Annotated in this window: 13 protein-coding genes and 1 other RNA gene; all 14 read right to left on the bottom strand. The window is 33.3% G+C overall.

Annotated elements, in window-relative coordinates; all coding sequences use genetic code 11:
* Positions 1 to 80 precede the first annotated feature (80 nt).
* Positions 81 to 920 (bottom strand): Abi family protein, encoded by an 840-nt coding sequence (locus SYNTR_RS08625; RefSeq protein WP_156204134.1) that lies wholly within the window; start codon positions 918 to 920, stop codon positions 81 to 83.
* Between the two features lie 261 nt (positions 921 to 1,181).
* Positions 1,182 to 1,895 (bottom strand): M48 family metallopeptidase, encoded by a 714-nt coding sequence (locus SYNTR_RS08630; RefSeq protein ID WP_156204135.1) that lies wholly within the window; start codon positions 1,893 to 1,895, stop codon positions 1,182 to 1,184.
* Between the two features lie 10 nt (positions 1,896 to 1,905).
* On the bottom strand, positions 1,906 to 5,043 hold the full coding sequence (locus SYNTR_RS08635; protein WP_197079081.1) for a type I restriction endonuclease subunit R: 3,138 nt from the start codon (positions 5,041 to 5,043) through the stop codon (positions 1,906 to 1,908).
* Positions 5,044 to 5,182: 139 nt separating this feature from the next.
* Positions 5,183 to 6,457: a restriction endonuclease subunit S gene (locus SYNTR_RS08640; protein ID WP_156204137.1), complete on the bottom strand. Its 1,275-nt coding sequence runs from the start codon at positions 6,455 to 6,457 to the stop codon at positions 5,183 to 5,185.
* Between the two features lie 269 nt (positions 6,458 to 6,726).
* Positions 6,727 to 8,244 carry a type I restriction-modification system subunit M gene (locus tag SYNTR_RS08645; RefSeq protein WP_156204138.1) on the bottom strand — a complete coding sequence of 506 codons (1,518 nt, stop codon included), beginning with the start codon at positions 8,242 to 8,244 and terminating at the stop codon, positions 6,727 to 6,729.
* A 156-nt stretch (positions 8,245 to 8,400) separates the two neighbouring features.
* Positions 8,401 to 8,742 (bottom strand): HepT-like ribonuclease domain-containing protein, encoded by a 342-nt coding sequence (locus SYNTR_RS08650; protein ID WP_156204139.1) that lies wholly within the window; start codon positions 8,740 to 8,742, stop codon positions 8,401 to 8,403.
* Complete coding sequence (locus SYNTR_RS08655; protein WP_156204140.1) at positions 8,739 to 9,032, bottom strand: nucleotidyltransferase family protein; 294 nt, start codon at positions 9,030 to 9,032, stop codon at positions 8,739 to 8,741. The genes SYNTR_RS08650 and SYNTR_RS08655 overlap by 4 nt, the downstream gene beginning before the upstream one ends.
* Before the next feature lie 21 nt (positions 9,033 to 9,053).
* Positions 9,054 to 9,410: a transfer-messenger RNA gene (gene ssrA, locus SYNTR_RS08660) on the bottom strand.
* A 305-nt stretch (positions 9,411 to 9,715) separates the two neighbouring features.
* Complete coding sequence (gene smpB, locus SYNTR_RS08665) at positions 9,716 to 10,186, bottom strand: SsrA-binding protein SmpB (RefSeq protein ID WP_156204141.1); 471 nt, start codon at positions 10,184 to 10,186, stop codon at positions 9,716 to 9,718.
* A 174-nt stretch (positions 10,187 to 10,360) separates the two neighbouring features.
* Complete coding sequence (rnr, locus tag SYNTR_RS08670; protein ID WP_156204142.1) at positions 10,361 to 12,445, bottom strand: ribonuclease R; 2,085 nt, start codon at positions 12,443 to 12,445, stop codon at positions 10,361 to 10,363.
* A 222-nt stretch (positions 12,446 to 12,667) separates the two neighbouring features.
* Positions 12,668 to 13,222 carry an HD domain-containing protein gene (locus tag SYNTR_RS08675; protein WP_156204143.1) on the bottom strand — a complete coding sequence of 185 codons (555 nt, stop codon included), beginning with the start codon at positions 13,220 to 13,222 and terminating at the stop codon, positions 12,668 to 12,670.
* A 13-nt stretch (positions 13,223 to 13,235) separates the two neighbouring features.
* Positions 13,236 to 13,988, bottom strand: a complete 753-nt coding sequence (locus tag SYNTR_RS08680; RefSeq protein ID WP_197079082.1) for an alpha/beta hydrolase — start codon at positions 13,986 to 13,988, stop codon at positions 13,236 to 13,238.
* A gap of 79 nt (positions 13,989 to 14,067) precedes the next feature.
* Positions 14,068 to 16,056, bottom strand: coding sequence for a sodium-translocating pyrophosphatase (locus SYNTR_RS08685; protein WP_156204145.1), 1,989 nt, complete (start codon positions 16,054 to 16,056; stop codon positions 14,068 to 14,070).
* Positions 16,057 to 16,130: 74 nt separating this feature from the next.
* Complete coding sequence (gene secG, locus SYNTR_RS08690) at positions 16,131 to 16,358, bottom strand: preprotein translocase subunit SecG (protein ID WP_156204146.1); 228 nt, start codon at positions 16,356 to 16,358, stop codon at positions 16,131 to 16,133.
* Positions 16,359 to 16,366: the final 8 nt, after the last annotated feature.

The raw sequence follows: 16,366 nt of genomic DNA on the forward strand, positions 1-16,366 counted from the left end.
TTAAGTGTATGCCGAAGCAATACACCGCTATTACTTGTATATTATGATACTAAAACAAAAATAATTCGTAAAGTAAAAATTTAAATATAATTATTTAAGCCATTTACTTTATTTCTAAAATCTGAACCCATTATCGAGGTATGAACAGATATAGGAATAGTATTTCTTAGTTGTTCTGATTCTATATAGATATTTCGCACAATTTTTTTTAATTCTGTTTTATTTATACCGAGCTTCTTTAAAAGAAAGATTACGATTATAAAATAATCTACAATATTTTCAAAATTAATATTGGATATACCAGTTTCACTTTGAAGATATTCTTTTAATCTTGACGGAGGATTAGTTTTCTTAAATCTGCAATCAAAAACTACTGAATTATGAGCTACAGCATTACGCAGTTCTTTGATTAGAAAAATAATATCTTCTATAATTCTTCCATTTTGGTTATGGGAACTAGTATGAATTCCTAAGTCCTTAGCAACGGCTATCCTAGTGTTTTGATTTAAACACTGCAAGAAAAATCCAAATTCCCCCATATTTATAACTTCAAAAATCGCCCAAAGCGGTATTGGTTTATTACTATGAAAGAAATGAGAAATTACAGCTCTTTGTTGTGAATAACTAAAACTTATTTTTTGGTTTATCTTATTTCTAAGTTCTAATCTATTTTTCATTTTTTCCCTGTATCTTGAATTACCTGTATTCTCCTGTTTATAATCATTTAAAAAATTTGTAAAAACATAATCGAAGTCAATTGGCCCCATACTAATTAAGGTATTTAATGTGTAATTTTTAATTGCCGTTTCGATAAACATAATTCTCGGATATAAAATAGTTTTTAAGTTAGTATCAAAATCATACACACTAACAATTTCATTAAAATCGTCATATAGAATTTGATTGTTAGAATTCCCAATAAAACGATACCTTTTTACCCATGATAATAGCCCATATTTAAAAGCTGTTTTTTGTTTTTGCTACCACTTATAGATATACCATGATTATTTCTAAGATGCCGCATTAATGCGTCGGTAGTTTTGCCTTTCAACAAAATCTCCTCCAGTTATTATCTTTAAGCGAAATTTTCAACCTCATAACAACATTTCTACCTATTATCAGTATTTTCCTTCAATACAAACAAAAATCACTGAAAAATTGGAATTATATTCAAAAACAAATCACAACCCCATCCTCACCCCATTATTCCTTAGCCACTTTCTTCTCTCTTTATAATCAGGAAGGATAGATTCTACTAGATTCCAGAATTCTTTGGAATGATTTAGGTGTACTAGGTGGGCCATTTCGTGGACTACTATGTAATCTATAACTGGGGATGGTGCCATTATTAGTTTCCAATTTAAATTAATATTACCTTTTGAACTACAACTGCCCCACCGTTTCTTTTGTTCTTTCACAGTTACTTTTGCGGGTTTTTTGCCTATTTTATATTGATAATACTCGACTCGTTCATTTATTTTTTCTTTGGCTTTTTCACGGTACCATTTTTCCATTGCATTCTTTAATGCTTCTTCATCTTTCGTGGGAGTAGATATTATAAATTTTCCTCTAAAAAGCTTTACTTCGGGCACTTGTAAACTATCATCTAGTTCTATTTGTAAAGAATAGTTTCTTCCCATGTACATAAATGATTCACCATTTACAAACTCTTTTTTAAGGGGAATATGTTTTACATTTTTAAACTCATATAGCTTTTTTACTATCCAGTCCGCTTTAGTCATAACCTTCTTTTTAATTGTTTCTTCTTTCATTCCAACTGGAACTATAGCTGTTACTTTATCAGGTGCTTCAACAGTAATAGCCATAGTTTTGCGTTTTCTATATATAACATCAAAGTAAATAGTCTTTGTCCCATAGTTAATTGATAGCTGCATATAATTCTCCTTAGTTGATTGTTGCGAAGTGTTTTTTAGCAAGGTTAAGTAATGGTTGTACTAAGGATTTACGATCCTCTATAGAAAGCTTACTGTGGTATTTTATATTTAGTTTCATGTAAATTGCTCTTTCTATTTGATTACTTTTAGTAGGATTTATTGTCCAATCAATAACATAATTCTCTTTAACAATTTGAGCTACATCTGTAGCTATTTCTTTTGCTAGTTCTACTACATCAGTAGTTATGTATTCTACTCCATCCTCAGCAACTAATTCTGATTCTGTGTCATTAGTAGAACTTAATTGCTTACGAACTATTTCAAAGAATGAATACTCTTCTTTGCTAAGACCCAAAGCCTTAGCTTGTTCTGTTTCACCTTTTTGTACATCAGTTTCTAAGAATTTTTCTAATTTATTTTTTCTCTCCACCCAATCATTACGTGTTTCTTCTAGTATTTGCTGTAGCTTGTCTAGTAAGCTAGTATAGTAAACTGGATTATCATCTAGTTTTACTCGTATCATTTCTCTAACTGAGTGCTCCATAGCTGATGCTTTTGCTTCATCGGTCTTTAAGGTATTTAATTTGTCTCTAAAGTCATTATCAAATAGGCTCATAGGTGTTATCCACTGCCTAACCCCTAAAGACTGTAAGTGTTCTGAAATTATTTGTTTTACTTTTTGTCCACAATCAGATATATCTAGATGCTTACCTGGCTCAAATCTTGCTTTGGCTGCCGCCCTTATGTAAGATAGCCAACGTAAATCATTTATGTTATTAGTAGGCACATGGCTTGGTAAGATTTGCTCCATTGCCGAAGCATATCTTTTATAGGCTAGCTCAAATTCTGCTCTTTTGTCTTCTGGTTTTATTTTATTAATTAATGCATCTAAATCATTTTTATCTGTTCCGTTAAATATCGCCATCACTGCTTCACGGTATGATAGCATTTCTTTATATATTGCATCAGTTGACTGCATAGGTTCTCCTAACTCATCTTTATCAAATATAGCTAAGGCTTCTTCTAAAAAGTTAGAAACACCATAATAATCAACAATATAACCACATTTTTTATCTCCATGAGTTCGATTAACTCGGGCTATAGCTTGTAAAAGGTTGTGTTCTTTTAATGGACAATCCAAGTACATTACCTGCTCAATAGGTGCATCAAATCCTGTTAAAAGCATGTCTTTTACTATTATAAAGGTTAGTTTATCTTCCTCTAAAGGTTGCTTAAATCTATTTATAAGGTTTTTTTGCTGAGCTTTAGTAGTATTATGCTCTTTTAGATGAGGTGGATCATTAAGACTGCCTGAATATATTATTTGCACCTCTAGTGGTTCATCCATTATATCTTCCATGTGTTTATTAATAGCATTATAGTATTTAACACAAGCTTCTCGCGAAACACAAACTATTTGCGCTTTAAAACCATTAGGGTATACTTGTTCCTTATAATGTTTTAGTAGATCTTTAGCTATAGTATCTATCCGGTCATCTGCTTCAACTACAGCTTTTTTGTTAACATATTTTTGCTTTATTGCTTCTCTTTCTTCTTCACTTCTGTTTTCAAATGCTTGGTCAAACAGTTCTTCTAATGTTTCACCTTTTATCTGTAAATCAGGTCTTCTACCTTCATATATGATTGGCACAGTGGCTCCATCTTCTACTGCCTGTTGAATTGTGTATTTGTCAATATATCCCCCGAACCTTTTCGGAGTTGATTTATCTTTTTTATCTATAGGTGTACCAGTAAAGCCTATAAATACAGCATTAGGTAAAGCATCTCTCATGTTTTTAGCAGTATTTTTGTATTGACTGCGATGTGCTTCATCAGCTAATACTATTACATTTGACTTAGTTGTTAGAACCTCAAAAGGCTTTTCAAAATAAAGTGCGGTTTCTTGTTTGCCATCATTAAAAACAGCCTTTTCTTCTTTTTCACTTTGAAATTTTTGAATAGTAGTCATTATTATCTGAGCCCTAGCTCCTGATAATAGTTCTTTCATTTGGGCAATAGTTTCTGCTCTCACTGGTGTAGTTATAGTAGATAAAGTATTTACAAAGGTATTATAAATTTGGTCATCTAAGTCAATTCGATCAGTTACTACCACAATAGTAGCATCTCTTAATCTAGGTATTCTTCTTATTTTTCTAGCTAAATAAACCATAGTTAAGGATTTACCTGATCCTTGAGTGTGCCATATAACTCCACCACGTGTTAAAGCATCTTTACCATTTATTAAATTACTTATAGATTTGTTAACAGCTCTAAATTGCTGATATCTACATATCTTTTTAGTCTTTCCTTTTTCATCACTATCAAATAGGATAAAGTTTTGTATTATATCTAAAAGGTTTCTTTGTTCTAAGACTCCTTGTAAAAAGACGTTCTGTCCATTGTTGTCTACATCTGGTATATCCTTTAATTTAAAAGGATAAGGATCTTTCCACTCCAAATAGTTTCCATAACCAGAACTAATAGTACCTACATATGCATGATACTTGTTTAGAATGGCGGTAAAAAAGTTAGTATGAAAAAGACGCGGAGCACCTTCTCCTTTTTGAGAGCCTCTTTGATCCATATATCTTCTTAGTTGTTCAAATGCCTCATATTTACCTATATTCTCATTCTTACTTTTTTCTAGAAAAGGTGATTTGCATTCTAATACAACTACTGGAATTCCATTTATAAATATAATAATATCAGGAATTATTTTTTCAGTTGGCCCCTGAATTACAAACTGTCTAGTAACTAAAAACTCATTATTATCTATATTGTCCCAGTCAATAAACTTAACGGTATGAAACTTTTTCTTGCCACTACCATCTAAATCTTGATCTAAAGAGTATTTAAGATTAACTATAGCATCATATATTTTTTCGTTTATTTCTAATAAACTTGCTCCTAAGTTATCAGCACGACTAATAAAGCGCACAGCTTTATTTAGGTTACTCTCATTTATCCATGGATTAATCCTTTTTAAGGACTGAATTAACCTATCATGTAAGATTACTTCATTAAGTGATTCTCTTTCTCCATTTTCAGGAGTTAAGTTATCACCATGATTAAATTCATAACCTAGGTTTTTTAAGTATTCTATTGCTGGCAATTCTACCAAAGTTTCTTCGTTTCCTAGATATGGCAAGATTTCACCACCTTTGGGGTTTGTAATTTTGAATTTTCAATTCTTAATTTTTAATTATAGTTGGAAAGCTTTGCTTTCCATTTGTTATAGATATTGACACTGACAGACACAGATTAAACAGACTAACACAGACTTTTTATTACACCTTTACCCTTATTTGACCGGTTAAGAGTTTTTGCATAAGTCCTTTTTTTAGGAGTTCTAGGTTTTGTTTTTTGGTTTGGTAGTTTTCTAGTTTTTCGTCGACTGAGGATAGGATTTCTGCTATTTTTTGTTGTTCGGATATTGGAGGGATAGGAATAAATAATTTCATTAATTCATTTTTTGATAAGTTATACCTAGTTGAACCCTGTCCAAGTACGCTAATTTTTTTTCTTATTATCTCACTTCTTAATAAATAAGCTGCAAATTCAGGAATTAAAAAATAGAAATTTTTTAATCTATAACCAAAACAAAAACTATTTAAATAAACTTCATCAACTTCATCTAATAAAACTGAACTCATTCCTACTTCTACTACAGACTCTGAGGATGTTGTAAAAAATATATCTCCATATTTAACTTTATTCTGGTTTTCATTACTTTTTATATTAACGTATTGAAAGTTATTTATATTAATTCTTGTGTTATCAAATATATTTTTATATGGAATAAATGGCTTTCCAAAACCAAAATCATTTTTATTTTTACCAGAAAGACCAGAATATGTATCCCCTAATTCTGATAATTGTTTAAGCTCCCACTCCTCCGGAATCTCTCCTAAATCTGTCTTTTTAAATTTGGTATGTCCAATTCCTTTAGTTAGAAGTTTTTGCATTAAACCTTTTTTAAGCTCTTTGGTTTTTTCTATTAAAGCATCAATCTGCTCAATTTGCTCATCAACAGTTGAAAGTATATCGGCTATTTTTTTTTGTTCTTTCAAATGTGGTAATGATAAACTAAGTTCTTCTGTAAAAACTTCTTTTGCAACCCTTTGACGACCAGTTGTTCCAAGCATTCTATTTATTGCATAATTTCTAATTCGTTCTGATCGCATTGTATAATATAAGAACTTAGGAATGATTTCATCACTAAATGGTGATAAAACAACAAATTCAGTAGATCCTAAGCCATAATCAGTAGCTAATTTTTCAACATAACCACATTTACCATTTTCTGTACATGGTGTTATTCTTGCAAATAATGTGTCTTGCTCTTTAAATTTGCTTCCTGATGCTTCTCCATACACTCTACTTTTAATGTTTTTAATTTGGTTTTCTTCTGCTGATGGCAAAGAGCTCATTGCAATATAATCATATGTTTTTCCTCTAGTTAGTTTGTAGTTAGGATTAATTCTTGCTATTTTTGAAAGTTTTTTTACTTCCCACTCCTCTGGAATCTCACCCAATTCAGTTTTCTTATAACCTTCTCTCATTCCGCTAACCTCTTTATCAATTAAATATTTATAAATATCCCGGTAAACTTACATTAAGTAAAAAAGCACTGTTTTTCAACATTAATTAAAAATTCATAATTAAAAAAGTCAGCAACCTTAATAAGCGACCGAAAGGGAGCATCAGTAGTACCCGAAGGGTGTGTAAGTCGTTCGTCGCTCCTTGCCGTCCATGGCACCGCGACACTTGTCCATCCGTGGACTTCGAAGTCTGTGGAGTCTGTGTCTATTAAAAAACGGTGAATATATTCCTATATCTCCTCAAACCCCAACTCTTTCAAATATCCATTAAGCTTATCTTCAGTCTCGTCAATCTTAGAATTTATCTCTCTAATATCCTTTAGCACCGCTTCTATATCTACTTCTTCCTCTTCCTGAGTTGTATCTACATAACGACTAATGTTTAAGTTGTAATCATGCCCCTCGATTGTATTTCTATCTACCACTGTAGCAAATTTATCTACATTCTCAAATTTATCAAAAGCCTGTACAATTCTCTCTATATCTTCATCCCTGAGTTTATTTTTATTACCATCCTTTATAAATCCTTTACTAGCATCTATAAATAAAACTTTATCCTTTCTCTCAATGGGCTTATCTTTGTTAATTATTAATAATGCTGCTGGTATGCTTGTACCGTAAAAAATATTTGCAGGTAAGCCTATTACTGCTTCGATTAAATCATCTTTTAGAAAACCTTTTCTAACATTACCTTCTGCTCCACCTCTGAATAAAACACCATGTGGTACAACAGTTCCTATGTTTCCTTTACTATTTAGACTTGCAACCATATGACAAACAAATGCTAAATCCCCATATGATTTTGGTGGTATTCCATAGGGAAACCTTATAAATGGATCTGCTTCTACTTCTTCTTTCCCCCAATTTTTTAGACTAAATGGTGGATTCGCTAACACTTTATCAAATGTTTTTAACACTCCACCTTCTGTATGTTGAGGTTCTCTTATAGTATCACCTTTCAAAATATCTGCACCTGTAGCATTATGAAAAAGCATATTCATTTTACATATAGCCCAAGTTGAAAGGTTTATTTCTTGTCCAAATAATGATGTGTTTTTAAAATTACCACCTTGTTCTTTTATGTATCTTATACTTTCTATTAAAAATCCCCCCGAGCCAACTGTCGGGTCATAAAGTCGGTCTCCTTCTTGCGGTTTTAAAATTCTAACTAATAATCTTCTTACTTCATATGGAGTATAAAACTCCCCACCTTTAGCCCCACCATCATTAGCAAATGTTTTAATCAAATACTGGTAGGCATCTCCTAATACATCATCATTTTCTAATTTTTCACTGGCTAAATTAACTTTATCAAATAATAATAATAGCTGTGATAGCTTTTTATCAGGTACTCTCTCTTTATCATTATAATTAGCTGTGGTTAATACCCCTAAAAGTTCTGAATTTCTAGGTTCATCTTCTATTGCTTTAAATGCCTTGTCCAATTCTGGACCAATGTTTAAAGTTAGGTTTTTAAGTTTATCCCATCTAGCACTTTCTGGTACAAAAAAGTTTTCATATATAACAGGTTCTTCTAGTAGTGCAGCTACTTCACTATCTGGCATTCCTTGTGATATAAACTCTTGTCGCTTTAAATCTCTTTCTATTTCAAACTCATCATTCATTCTTTTTAAAAATAATAATCCAAAAACATAATCTTTATATTCAGCAGCAGACAATTCCCCACGCAATATATCCGCAGCATTCCATAATATAGTCTCTAATTGTTTTAAAGTTAACTTGCTCATTGCTCACGCTCCAAATCTAAGCTTCACTTATAGAAAATATTAACTATTATATTCAATTATTAACTTGGATTTCCTGTTGGTATAGATTAAATAAGCATTAAAAAACACTATAAACATAATGTTCATAGTGCCATGCTTTGTGCTTTTAAACAATATTTATTGTTCTTTGTAACTATCTACTATTATTTGAATTTTACTAACAAGTGGTGGTAAATCTATTTCTACTACATTCCAAACTATATTTAAATCGACACCCATGTAATCATGAATTAGCACATCCCTAATTCCGGCCATTTTCTTCCAAGGTATCCCATTGTGCTGTTCACGTATTTTTACTGAAACTTTTTTTGTTGCCTCTCCTATAACTTCTAAATTTCTAATTACAGCATCTTGGATCATAGTATTGTTCATAAAACTATTTTTTCCATCTTCTGTATAGCTTTGAACTTTTTCAATGCATTCTAATATATGAATTAAGTATAATTTATCACTTTTCATAATTGTATAGCCTCCCTTTTTACTTGGTCAGCTATTAAATTATGTAATGATTTTTCAGTTGCTATATCAACTTTAAATCCTAGCAATTCCTCTAATTCTAATTTTAGACCTACCATATCAAAAAGCGTTCTATCTTTATCAAAGTCAACAAGCAAATCTAAGTCACTGTTTTTATGCTCTTCACCTCTTGAAATTGATCCAAATATACGAATATTGCTGGCTCCATACTTTTGAGCCAGCTTTAATATTATTTCTTTATTTTGTTTGATAACATTTAATTTTGGTTCCATATGTATCACCTAAAATTTAATTGGTGGAGGCGGGGGGAATCGAACCCCCGTCCGAAAGAAAGACCAGCTGAGTCTCTCCGAGCGCAGTCTGTGTACTAAACTTCGCCTTCAGTCGCCCACAGACAGGCTACTTTCTGGCTATCCCCGATTAATTTCCCCTTAAAGCCCCTCGAGGAGAAAGACTTCAGGGTACCCTCACTGTGTGACGCCCTAAACTAAGCCGTGAGGAAACCTAGCCGGACGAGCTGCTTTAAGCAGCAGCTAGTGAATAATTATCTTCTGCAGTTATTTTAACTGATCCACCTTTTTAACGAGTCGGTGAAGAACTCGGCTCGCTACTCAACCCACCTTTTCCCTCGTCGAAGCCATTACGCCCCCATGATATATTAATTAATAATTCTTAATTTTTAATTCTTAATTTTTAATTCTTAATTTTTAATTCTTAATTTTTAATTCTTAATTTTTAATTCTTAATTAATGATGAAAAGCAAAGCTTTTCTTTTTACTATCGGCTAATAATTTCGATTATATGGGACTATGGGTTTTTGTTAAGTTTTAGAAATCACCTAAGTTATAATTGAAAATCTATGATTTTCATTCCTTAATTAAGAATTCATAATTCAAAATTATGAATTCAAAACTGCATAATATATATTAATATCTATAAATCACTTTGTACACTGTTATTTAAAGGATTTTTCCTTAAATGCTCTTTCCATGTCTCTTTGAGCATCACGGGCAGCGATGTCTTGTCGCTTGTCATGTAGCTTTTTACCTACTGCTACTGCTAATTCCATTTTCATAAGACCATTTTTGAGATAAACTTGCGTAGGTATTAAGGTAAATCCTTTTTCCTTTTGTAAACCAGTAAGACGGTTTATTTCTCTGCGATTAAGCAGAAGTTTTTTTGGTCTCTTTGGTTCATGGTTAAATTGGTTCCCTTGTTCGTATGGACTTATGTGAAAATTATTAACCCATACTTCACCTGACTTGACGACAGCATAAGCATCTTGAAGGTTTCCCCTACCGTTGCGTAAAGATTTAACTTCAGTACCTACTAAAGCAATTCCAGCTTCATAGGTTTCTTTTATATGATACTCAAATCTTGCCTTACGGTTTTTTATTACTGTTTTTGTTCTTTGGCTTTTACTCATACTGCACCTCTATTTATTAGTGGTTTAGAAGAAATAAACCCTCGCCTCGGTACAATTATTAGCGCCAAAGCCAGGGTTGTTTTCATCGTGTTCAATGTTTATTATATATTATCTGAAAACTTCAGTCAAGAATTTTCCATAATATGGTTTAGGGCAGGAGAAACGCCCCGTGTCTTATTCGGATAGTTCGAAGTCTATTTTGGCATCGTCGGCATCTACTTTGACTAGGCGCACTCGTACTTTATCACCTATTGAAAATTTGCGGCCAGTGTGGCTTCCTATTAGGGAATAGGAGCGGTCAATGAATTCGTAGTAGTCATCTTCAATACTTGATATGTGAACTAATCCTTCAATTGTATTATCTAGCTCTACAAATAATCCAAAGGGTTGTACTGAGGAAATTGTAGCTTCGAATTCTTCTCCTATAAACTGCTCCATGTATTGAGCTTTTTTAATATCTACTAGCTCTCTTTCCGCTTCTTCTGCCTTAATCTCTTTTAGTGATGATTGTTCACCATAGTTAGCCATTCTTTTTTCAAAGCTAGCTCGTTTTTTACCTGTCATTTTACCATCTAGTGTTGCTGATAGTACGCGATGGACTATTAAATCAGGGTATCTTCTAATTGGACTAGTAAAGTGACAGTAGTATTTTGAGGCTAGTCCAAAATGACCAAGTGCATCAGGCACGTATTTAGCATGCTTCATTGAGCGCAACAACATTAATGCCATGGTTTTTTCGCCTGCACTTCCCTTTATATCATTTAACACCTTCTGAAATGTATGTGGTTCTACCTTATTAGAGGTTATTTTTTGGCCAAATACACCTAAAACAGCATTCAGTTTAGTCAATGCTTCCTCATCTGGCTTTTCATGCACACGATATAGGATAGGTAGCTCTTGCCAATACATATGCTCAGCAACTACTTCATTTGCTTGTATCATAAAATCTTCAATTATCATTTCACTTATTCCACGCTCAAAACGTTTTATTTCTATTGGAACATTGTTATCATCTAAAATCACTTTTGATTCTGGAAAATCAAAGTCTAGTGCCCCCCTGGCCATACGTTGTTCGCGTATAATCTCAGATAATTCTTTCATTAGAAAGAAGTCTTCCACTAAATCAGAATATCTTTTTTCAAGTTCTTTATCCTCTTTAGCTAGTATTTTATTTACATCAGTATAGGTCATTCTTTCATCAATATTTATTACCGATTTACAAAGGTCATAATTTAAAACCTTACCCTTGTAATCTATCTCCATTATACAGCTCATAGCTAGTCTATTATCATTAGCATTAAGACTACAAATATCATTTGATAATTCTTTAGGTAACATAGGAAGAACCTTATTTATTAAATATACACTAGTTCCTCTTTGAAAAGCCTCCTTATCAAGTTTGCTCCCTTGCCTTACATAATAGGACACATCTGCTATATGCACTCCTAAACGATAGCCTTTATCAGTTTTAGCTATTGAAACTGCATCATCTAGATCTTTGGCATCTTCACCATCTATAGTAACCATTTTTATATCTCTTAAATCTGTTCTATTAGTTATTTCTTCATCTGTAATTGGTTTAGCTACTTTTTTAGCTTCTTCAATTACTCCTGGTGGAAAGTCTTCTGCTAAGTTATGTTTTTTTATAATTACTTGTACATCAAGACCAGGAGTTCCTTTACGTCCAAAAACCTCTACGATTTTGCCCGCTGGAAATTTATATTTGTCAGGCCATTCTGTTATGTTTACAAGTACTTTATCACCGTTTTTTACATTTAGTTTTTTAGATGGCTTAACATATATCGGATATATCTGTCTTGAATCATCAGGAATAACCTGCACTGCATGTTTTCCTTTTTCAAAGGTGCCTACTAATTGGGTATTTGCACGAGTAATTACCCTTATTACTTCTCCCTCAGGTCGTTGATCAGCAGTAGCTTTTTGATGAATTCTTACCATTACCTTGTCTAGGTGCATAGCGCCATTCAGGTTTTTACCGTAAACAAAAACACTAGGCTGATGGGTTGGGTCATCTGCATCAACAATGCCATAGCCCCTTTGACTTAGCTTTATTACACCTTTAACTAGGTTCATCATTTCGGGTAAGCCAAATTTTTCTTTGCGGGTTCTTACTATTTCTCCCTCTTTTTCCAGTTTACCTATTAGCTTACTAAATTTCATTTCATCTTCATATGAATGTACTTTTAAAACCTCCATTAGCTCATTATATGCTAATGGTCTATAGCTTGCATCTCGCATAAATTCTAGTATTGTTTCTTTATTAATCTTTTATTTCTCCCTTCATCTTGCGGAAACTTAAATACTGTAATGTAGGAGGCATGTGGACAGGGAAGCAGGGAGGGGTGTTCTTTTGCTTCCTTTAAAGGAAGCAAAAGAACCGTCCCCATGCTTCCTTGCTCTCTCCAGTGTTTCCTTGGTTTTTTTAATATTTATTTATATTATAGTTTTTTCAATTTTTACCTATTCTAATCCTAAATCTGAAGCTATTTCTTTTAAACTTTCAAGTGATATTTGTAAAAATTCTTCTAGCTCCATTCCTAGTTCTGTGCAGCTAGACATTTGATTTCTATTTGCTCCTTTGGCAAAAGCTTTTTCTTTAAATCTTTTCTTTAATGATTTTAGTACTACTTTATTTAAACTTTTATCAGGTCTTATAAGTGCAGCAGCAATAATAAAGCCACTAGCTGGATCTGCTGCATACAAGGCTTTATCCATATTGCTTTTTCGCTCTAAGCCATGAGCTTCATTATGAACCTTTACTGCATAAACTATATCTGCAGGTAGTCCATTTTCTTCTAATATTTTAGATCCTATTAAAGAATGTCTTTTAGGGTCATCATATGTACTATCATAATCTATATCATGAAGGAGTCCTGCTAACCCCCATTTTTGTTCATCTTCATTAAGGTTAATAGCTAAACCTCGCATTATTGCCTCTACAGCTAAGGAATGACTTATTAGGTTTTCATTTTTTAAGTTTTCTTTCAGTAACACTAATGCTTGTTCTCTTTGCATTTAATTCACTCCCTTAATTGGATATAAATTCTGCTATGTTTTGAGCTAAAGACTCTTTTTCTAACCCCATTGTAGCAATATGACTTGATTTTTTAAGTTTTAAGATCTTAACCTTAGTTTGCTTTGCTCTTTTTTCTATAATGTTAATACTTCTAGGATTTACCGATTTGTCCTGCATAGATTGAACAGCTAAAACCGGAACATGTATTTTATGTAATCTTTTAACTACCTTATTTCTAAGTTTAATCATACTCCTAAATGCCTTTACTGGTGTTACTCTATATGCAAATCTCCCCTGTTTTTGTAATGTTAATACATCATCACCTATCTTTTTAGGGAAAAATGGTTTTATAAATTGAAAAATAACTGCTAACCTAGTTAAAATTGGGTAATTGTTAATCAAGGGAGCATTTATACTAATAACCCCTTTAATCCCCTTTATTTCACTACCTGCATATAATGCTAATAGTCCTCCCATAGATAATCCTGCAATATAGACTTTGTCATAGTTTTCTAATAAGTAATTTATCTCCACTTTAACTGCTCTATACCATTTATTCCAATTTGTTTTATTTAGGTATTCTGGATAAGTGCCATGGCCAGGTAAAAGTGGTGCACTTATTGTGCAGTCTAGTATTTCATTTAAAATCAAAGCAGTTGGTTTTAATTCTGATGGTGATGCAGTAAATCCATGAATAAATAAAATAGCAGTATCAGTAGTTCCTTTTAAAAAAAACGGCTGAGCTTTAGGATATATAGTAACCATAGACATTACTCCCCTAATAAATAGAAAATAGGCAAGTAGCTAGAATCTACTTGCCTATTATTATAGTTTTTAATTTATATTACAGTACAAATAGTGGTACGAAAACTAGTGAAACGATACTCATTAACTTGATTAGGATATTGATTGATGGTCCAGATGTATCTTTACATGGATCACCAACAGTGTCTCCAACAATACCAGCTTCATGAGCTTCACTACCTTTTCCACCGTGGTTTCCAGCTTCGATAAATTTCTTAGCATTGTCCCATGCTCCACCAGCATTAGCAAGCATGATAGCTAAGCATACACCTGATGCTAGAGCTCCAGCAAGCATTCCGGCTAGTGCTTCAGGTCCAAGTAGAAGTCCTACTGCGATAGGAGCAATTACTGCGATTAGACCTGGGAAAATCATTTCTTTTAGTGAAGAAGCTGTACTGATGTCAACACATCTTGCATAGTCAGCTTTAGCTTCACCTTCCATAAGGCCTTTAATTTCTCTAAACTGTCTTCTAACTTCTTCCACCATTTCTGCTGCTGCTCTCCCAACTGCACCTAATGTTAGAGCACAGAAGAAGAACGGTAACATAGCACCAAATAAAAGAGCTACTATAACAGTTGGCTCAAGCAAGTTTACAGCATCAATACCTGCTACTTGGGCAAATGCTGTTAGTAGTGCCAGAGCAGTTAAAGCTGCAGAACCTATAGCAAACCCTTTACCAATAGCGGCTGTAGTATTTCCAACAGAATCTAATTTGTCTGTTGTTTCTCTTACTTCAGGAGGTAGTTCAGCCATTTCGGCAATTCCACCAGCATTATCAGCAATTGGACCATAAGCATCAACTGCAACAACCATACCAATAGTTGCTAACATACCAACAGCTGCTAAAGCGATACCATAGACTCCACCAACCGCGAATGCAATTATTATTGCAATACAGATAAGTAATATTGGGAATAGTGTTGATATCATTCCAACACCTAATCCAGCAATTATGTTAGTTGCTGGTCCGGTTTTTGAAGCTTCAGAGATTTGTTGAGTTGGACCATATTCATCTGAAGTATAGTATTCAGTAATTTTACCAATAGCAACACCAACAATTAGACCGGCTAACAACGCATAAAATACGTTGCCCATATCAGCTGGTAATAGGTATCTTACCGCAAAAAATGCAATAGCTACCATTATTACTGCTGCTACACCAGTACCAAGATTAAGTGCTTTCATTGGGTTTGTGTTTTCATCAGTTCTAACAAAAAATGTTCCTATTATAGAAGCAACAATTCCACCTGCTGCAATTATAAGTGGTAATAATAATGCACCAATGCCAACTTCAGGCATTGTGCTCATTAAAACTGCACCTAATGTCATAGCAGCTATAATTGAACCTACATATGATTCAAACAGGTCAGCACCCATTCCAGCTACGTCACCAACATTGTCACCAACGTTATCAGCAATAGTGGCTGGGTTTCTTGGATCGTCTTCTGGGATACCTGCTTCGATTTTTCCAACTAAATCAGCTCCAACGTCAGCAGCTTTAGTAAAGATTCCGCCACCAACACGTGCAAATAGCGCTATTGAACTAGCACCTAGAGCAAAACCATTAACTATAGTTGGATCACCAAATATTAAATAAAGAATTCCTAGTCCTAATAATCCCATACCTGCAACGGACATTCCCATAACTGCTCCACCTGAAAATGCAATTCCAAGTGCTTCATTTTGGGAGGTACGAGCAGCATGTGCAGTACGTACATTCGCTTTAGTAGCAATGTTCATTCCTATGTAACCAGCTAGTGCGGAACATATGGCTCCGACTAGAAAACATATAGCAGTTTGCCATCCGATTGGTGTTATAACTAATATAATAAAAACTGCTAGTACAAATAGACTTAAGTTTCTGTATTGTCTGTTTAAAAACGCCATTGCTCCTTCGTTAATGGCTTCTGAGATTTCAAACATGTGGGGTGTACCAGTATCTGCTTTCTTAACCCTACTTGTTAAATAAAGTGCAAACAGAAGCGCGAGAGCTCCACCAGCAGGAGCAAAATAAACTAAGCCTTCCATTGTAGATTAATCATCTCCTTTTTTATAGTCTATAGAAAGTGAAATTTTACTTGCACTAAATATTATCACCTCTATTAACTTAGCAATCCTATAGCTAAAGTAACAAGCATGAAGAGTGTAGCTATATAGGCAGTAATTTTTGCTAAGAGTGTATCAACTCCTTTACTCTTACCAAATATAGCTTCTCCGCCACCAGCTATACTACCAGATAAACCTGCACTTTTACCAGACTGCAATAGAATAGTAGTTATTAGACCGACAGCTAATAGAAATTGTAAAACTAGCGCTAGAGTATAAAGCAATATTTCAC

Source organism: Candidatus Syntrophocurvum alkaliphilum, assembly GCF_009734445.1.
Taxonomy (GTDB): Bacteria; Bacillota; Syntrophomonadia; order Syntrophomonadales; family Syntrophomonadaceae; genus Syntrophocurvum; species Syntrophocurvum alkaliphilum.

Bases quoted from the DNA above. Each gene is read 5' to 3' on its own strand.
- SYNTR_RS08675 (WP_156204143.1), bottom strand. From the start codon at position 13,222: ATGCAAAGAGAACAAGCATTAGTGTTACTGAAAGAAAACTTAAAAAAT.
- SYNTR_RS08630 (WP_156204135.1), bottom strand. From the start codon at position 1,895: ATGCAGCTATCAATTAACTATGGGACAAAGACTATTTACTTTGATGTT.
- smpB (WP_156204141.1), bottom strand. From the start codon at position 10,186: ATGAGTAAAAGCCAAAGAACAAAAACAGTAATAAAAAACCGTAAGGCA.
- SYNTR_RS08680 (WP_197079082.1), bottom strand. From the start codon at position 13,988: ATGGTTACTATATATCCTAAAGCTCAGCCGTTTTTTTTAAAAGGAACT.
- SYNTR_RS08650 (WP_156204139.1), bottom strand. From the start codon at position 8,742: ATGAAAAGTGATAAATTATACTTAATTCATATATTAGAATGCATTGAA.
- SYNTR_RS08685 (WP_156204145.1), bottom strand. From the start codon at position 16,056: ATGGAAGGCTTAGTTTATTTTGCTCCTGCTGGTGGAGCTCTCGCGCTT.
- SYNTR_RS08655 (WP_156204140.1), bottom strand. From the start codon at position 9,032: ATGGAACCAAAATTAAATGTTATCAAACAAAATAAAGAAATAATATTA.
- SYNTR_RS08640 (WP_156204137.1), bottom strand. From the start codon at position 6,457: ATGAGAGAAGGTTATAAGAAAACTGAATTGGGTGAGATTCCAGAGGAG.
- SYNTR_RS08645 (WP_156204138.1), bottom strand. From the start codon at position 8,244: ATGAGCAAGTTAACTTTAAAACAATTAGAGACTATATTATGGAATGCT.
- rnr (WP_156204142.1), bottom strand. From the start codon at position 12,445: ATGCGAGATGCAAGCTATAGACCATTAGCATATAATGAGCTAATGGAG.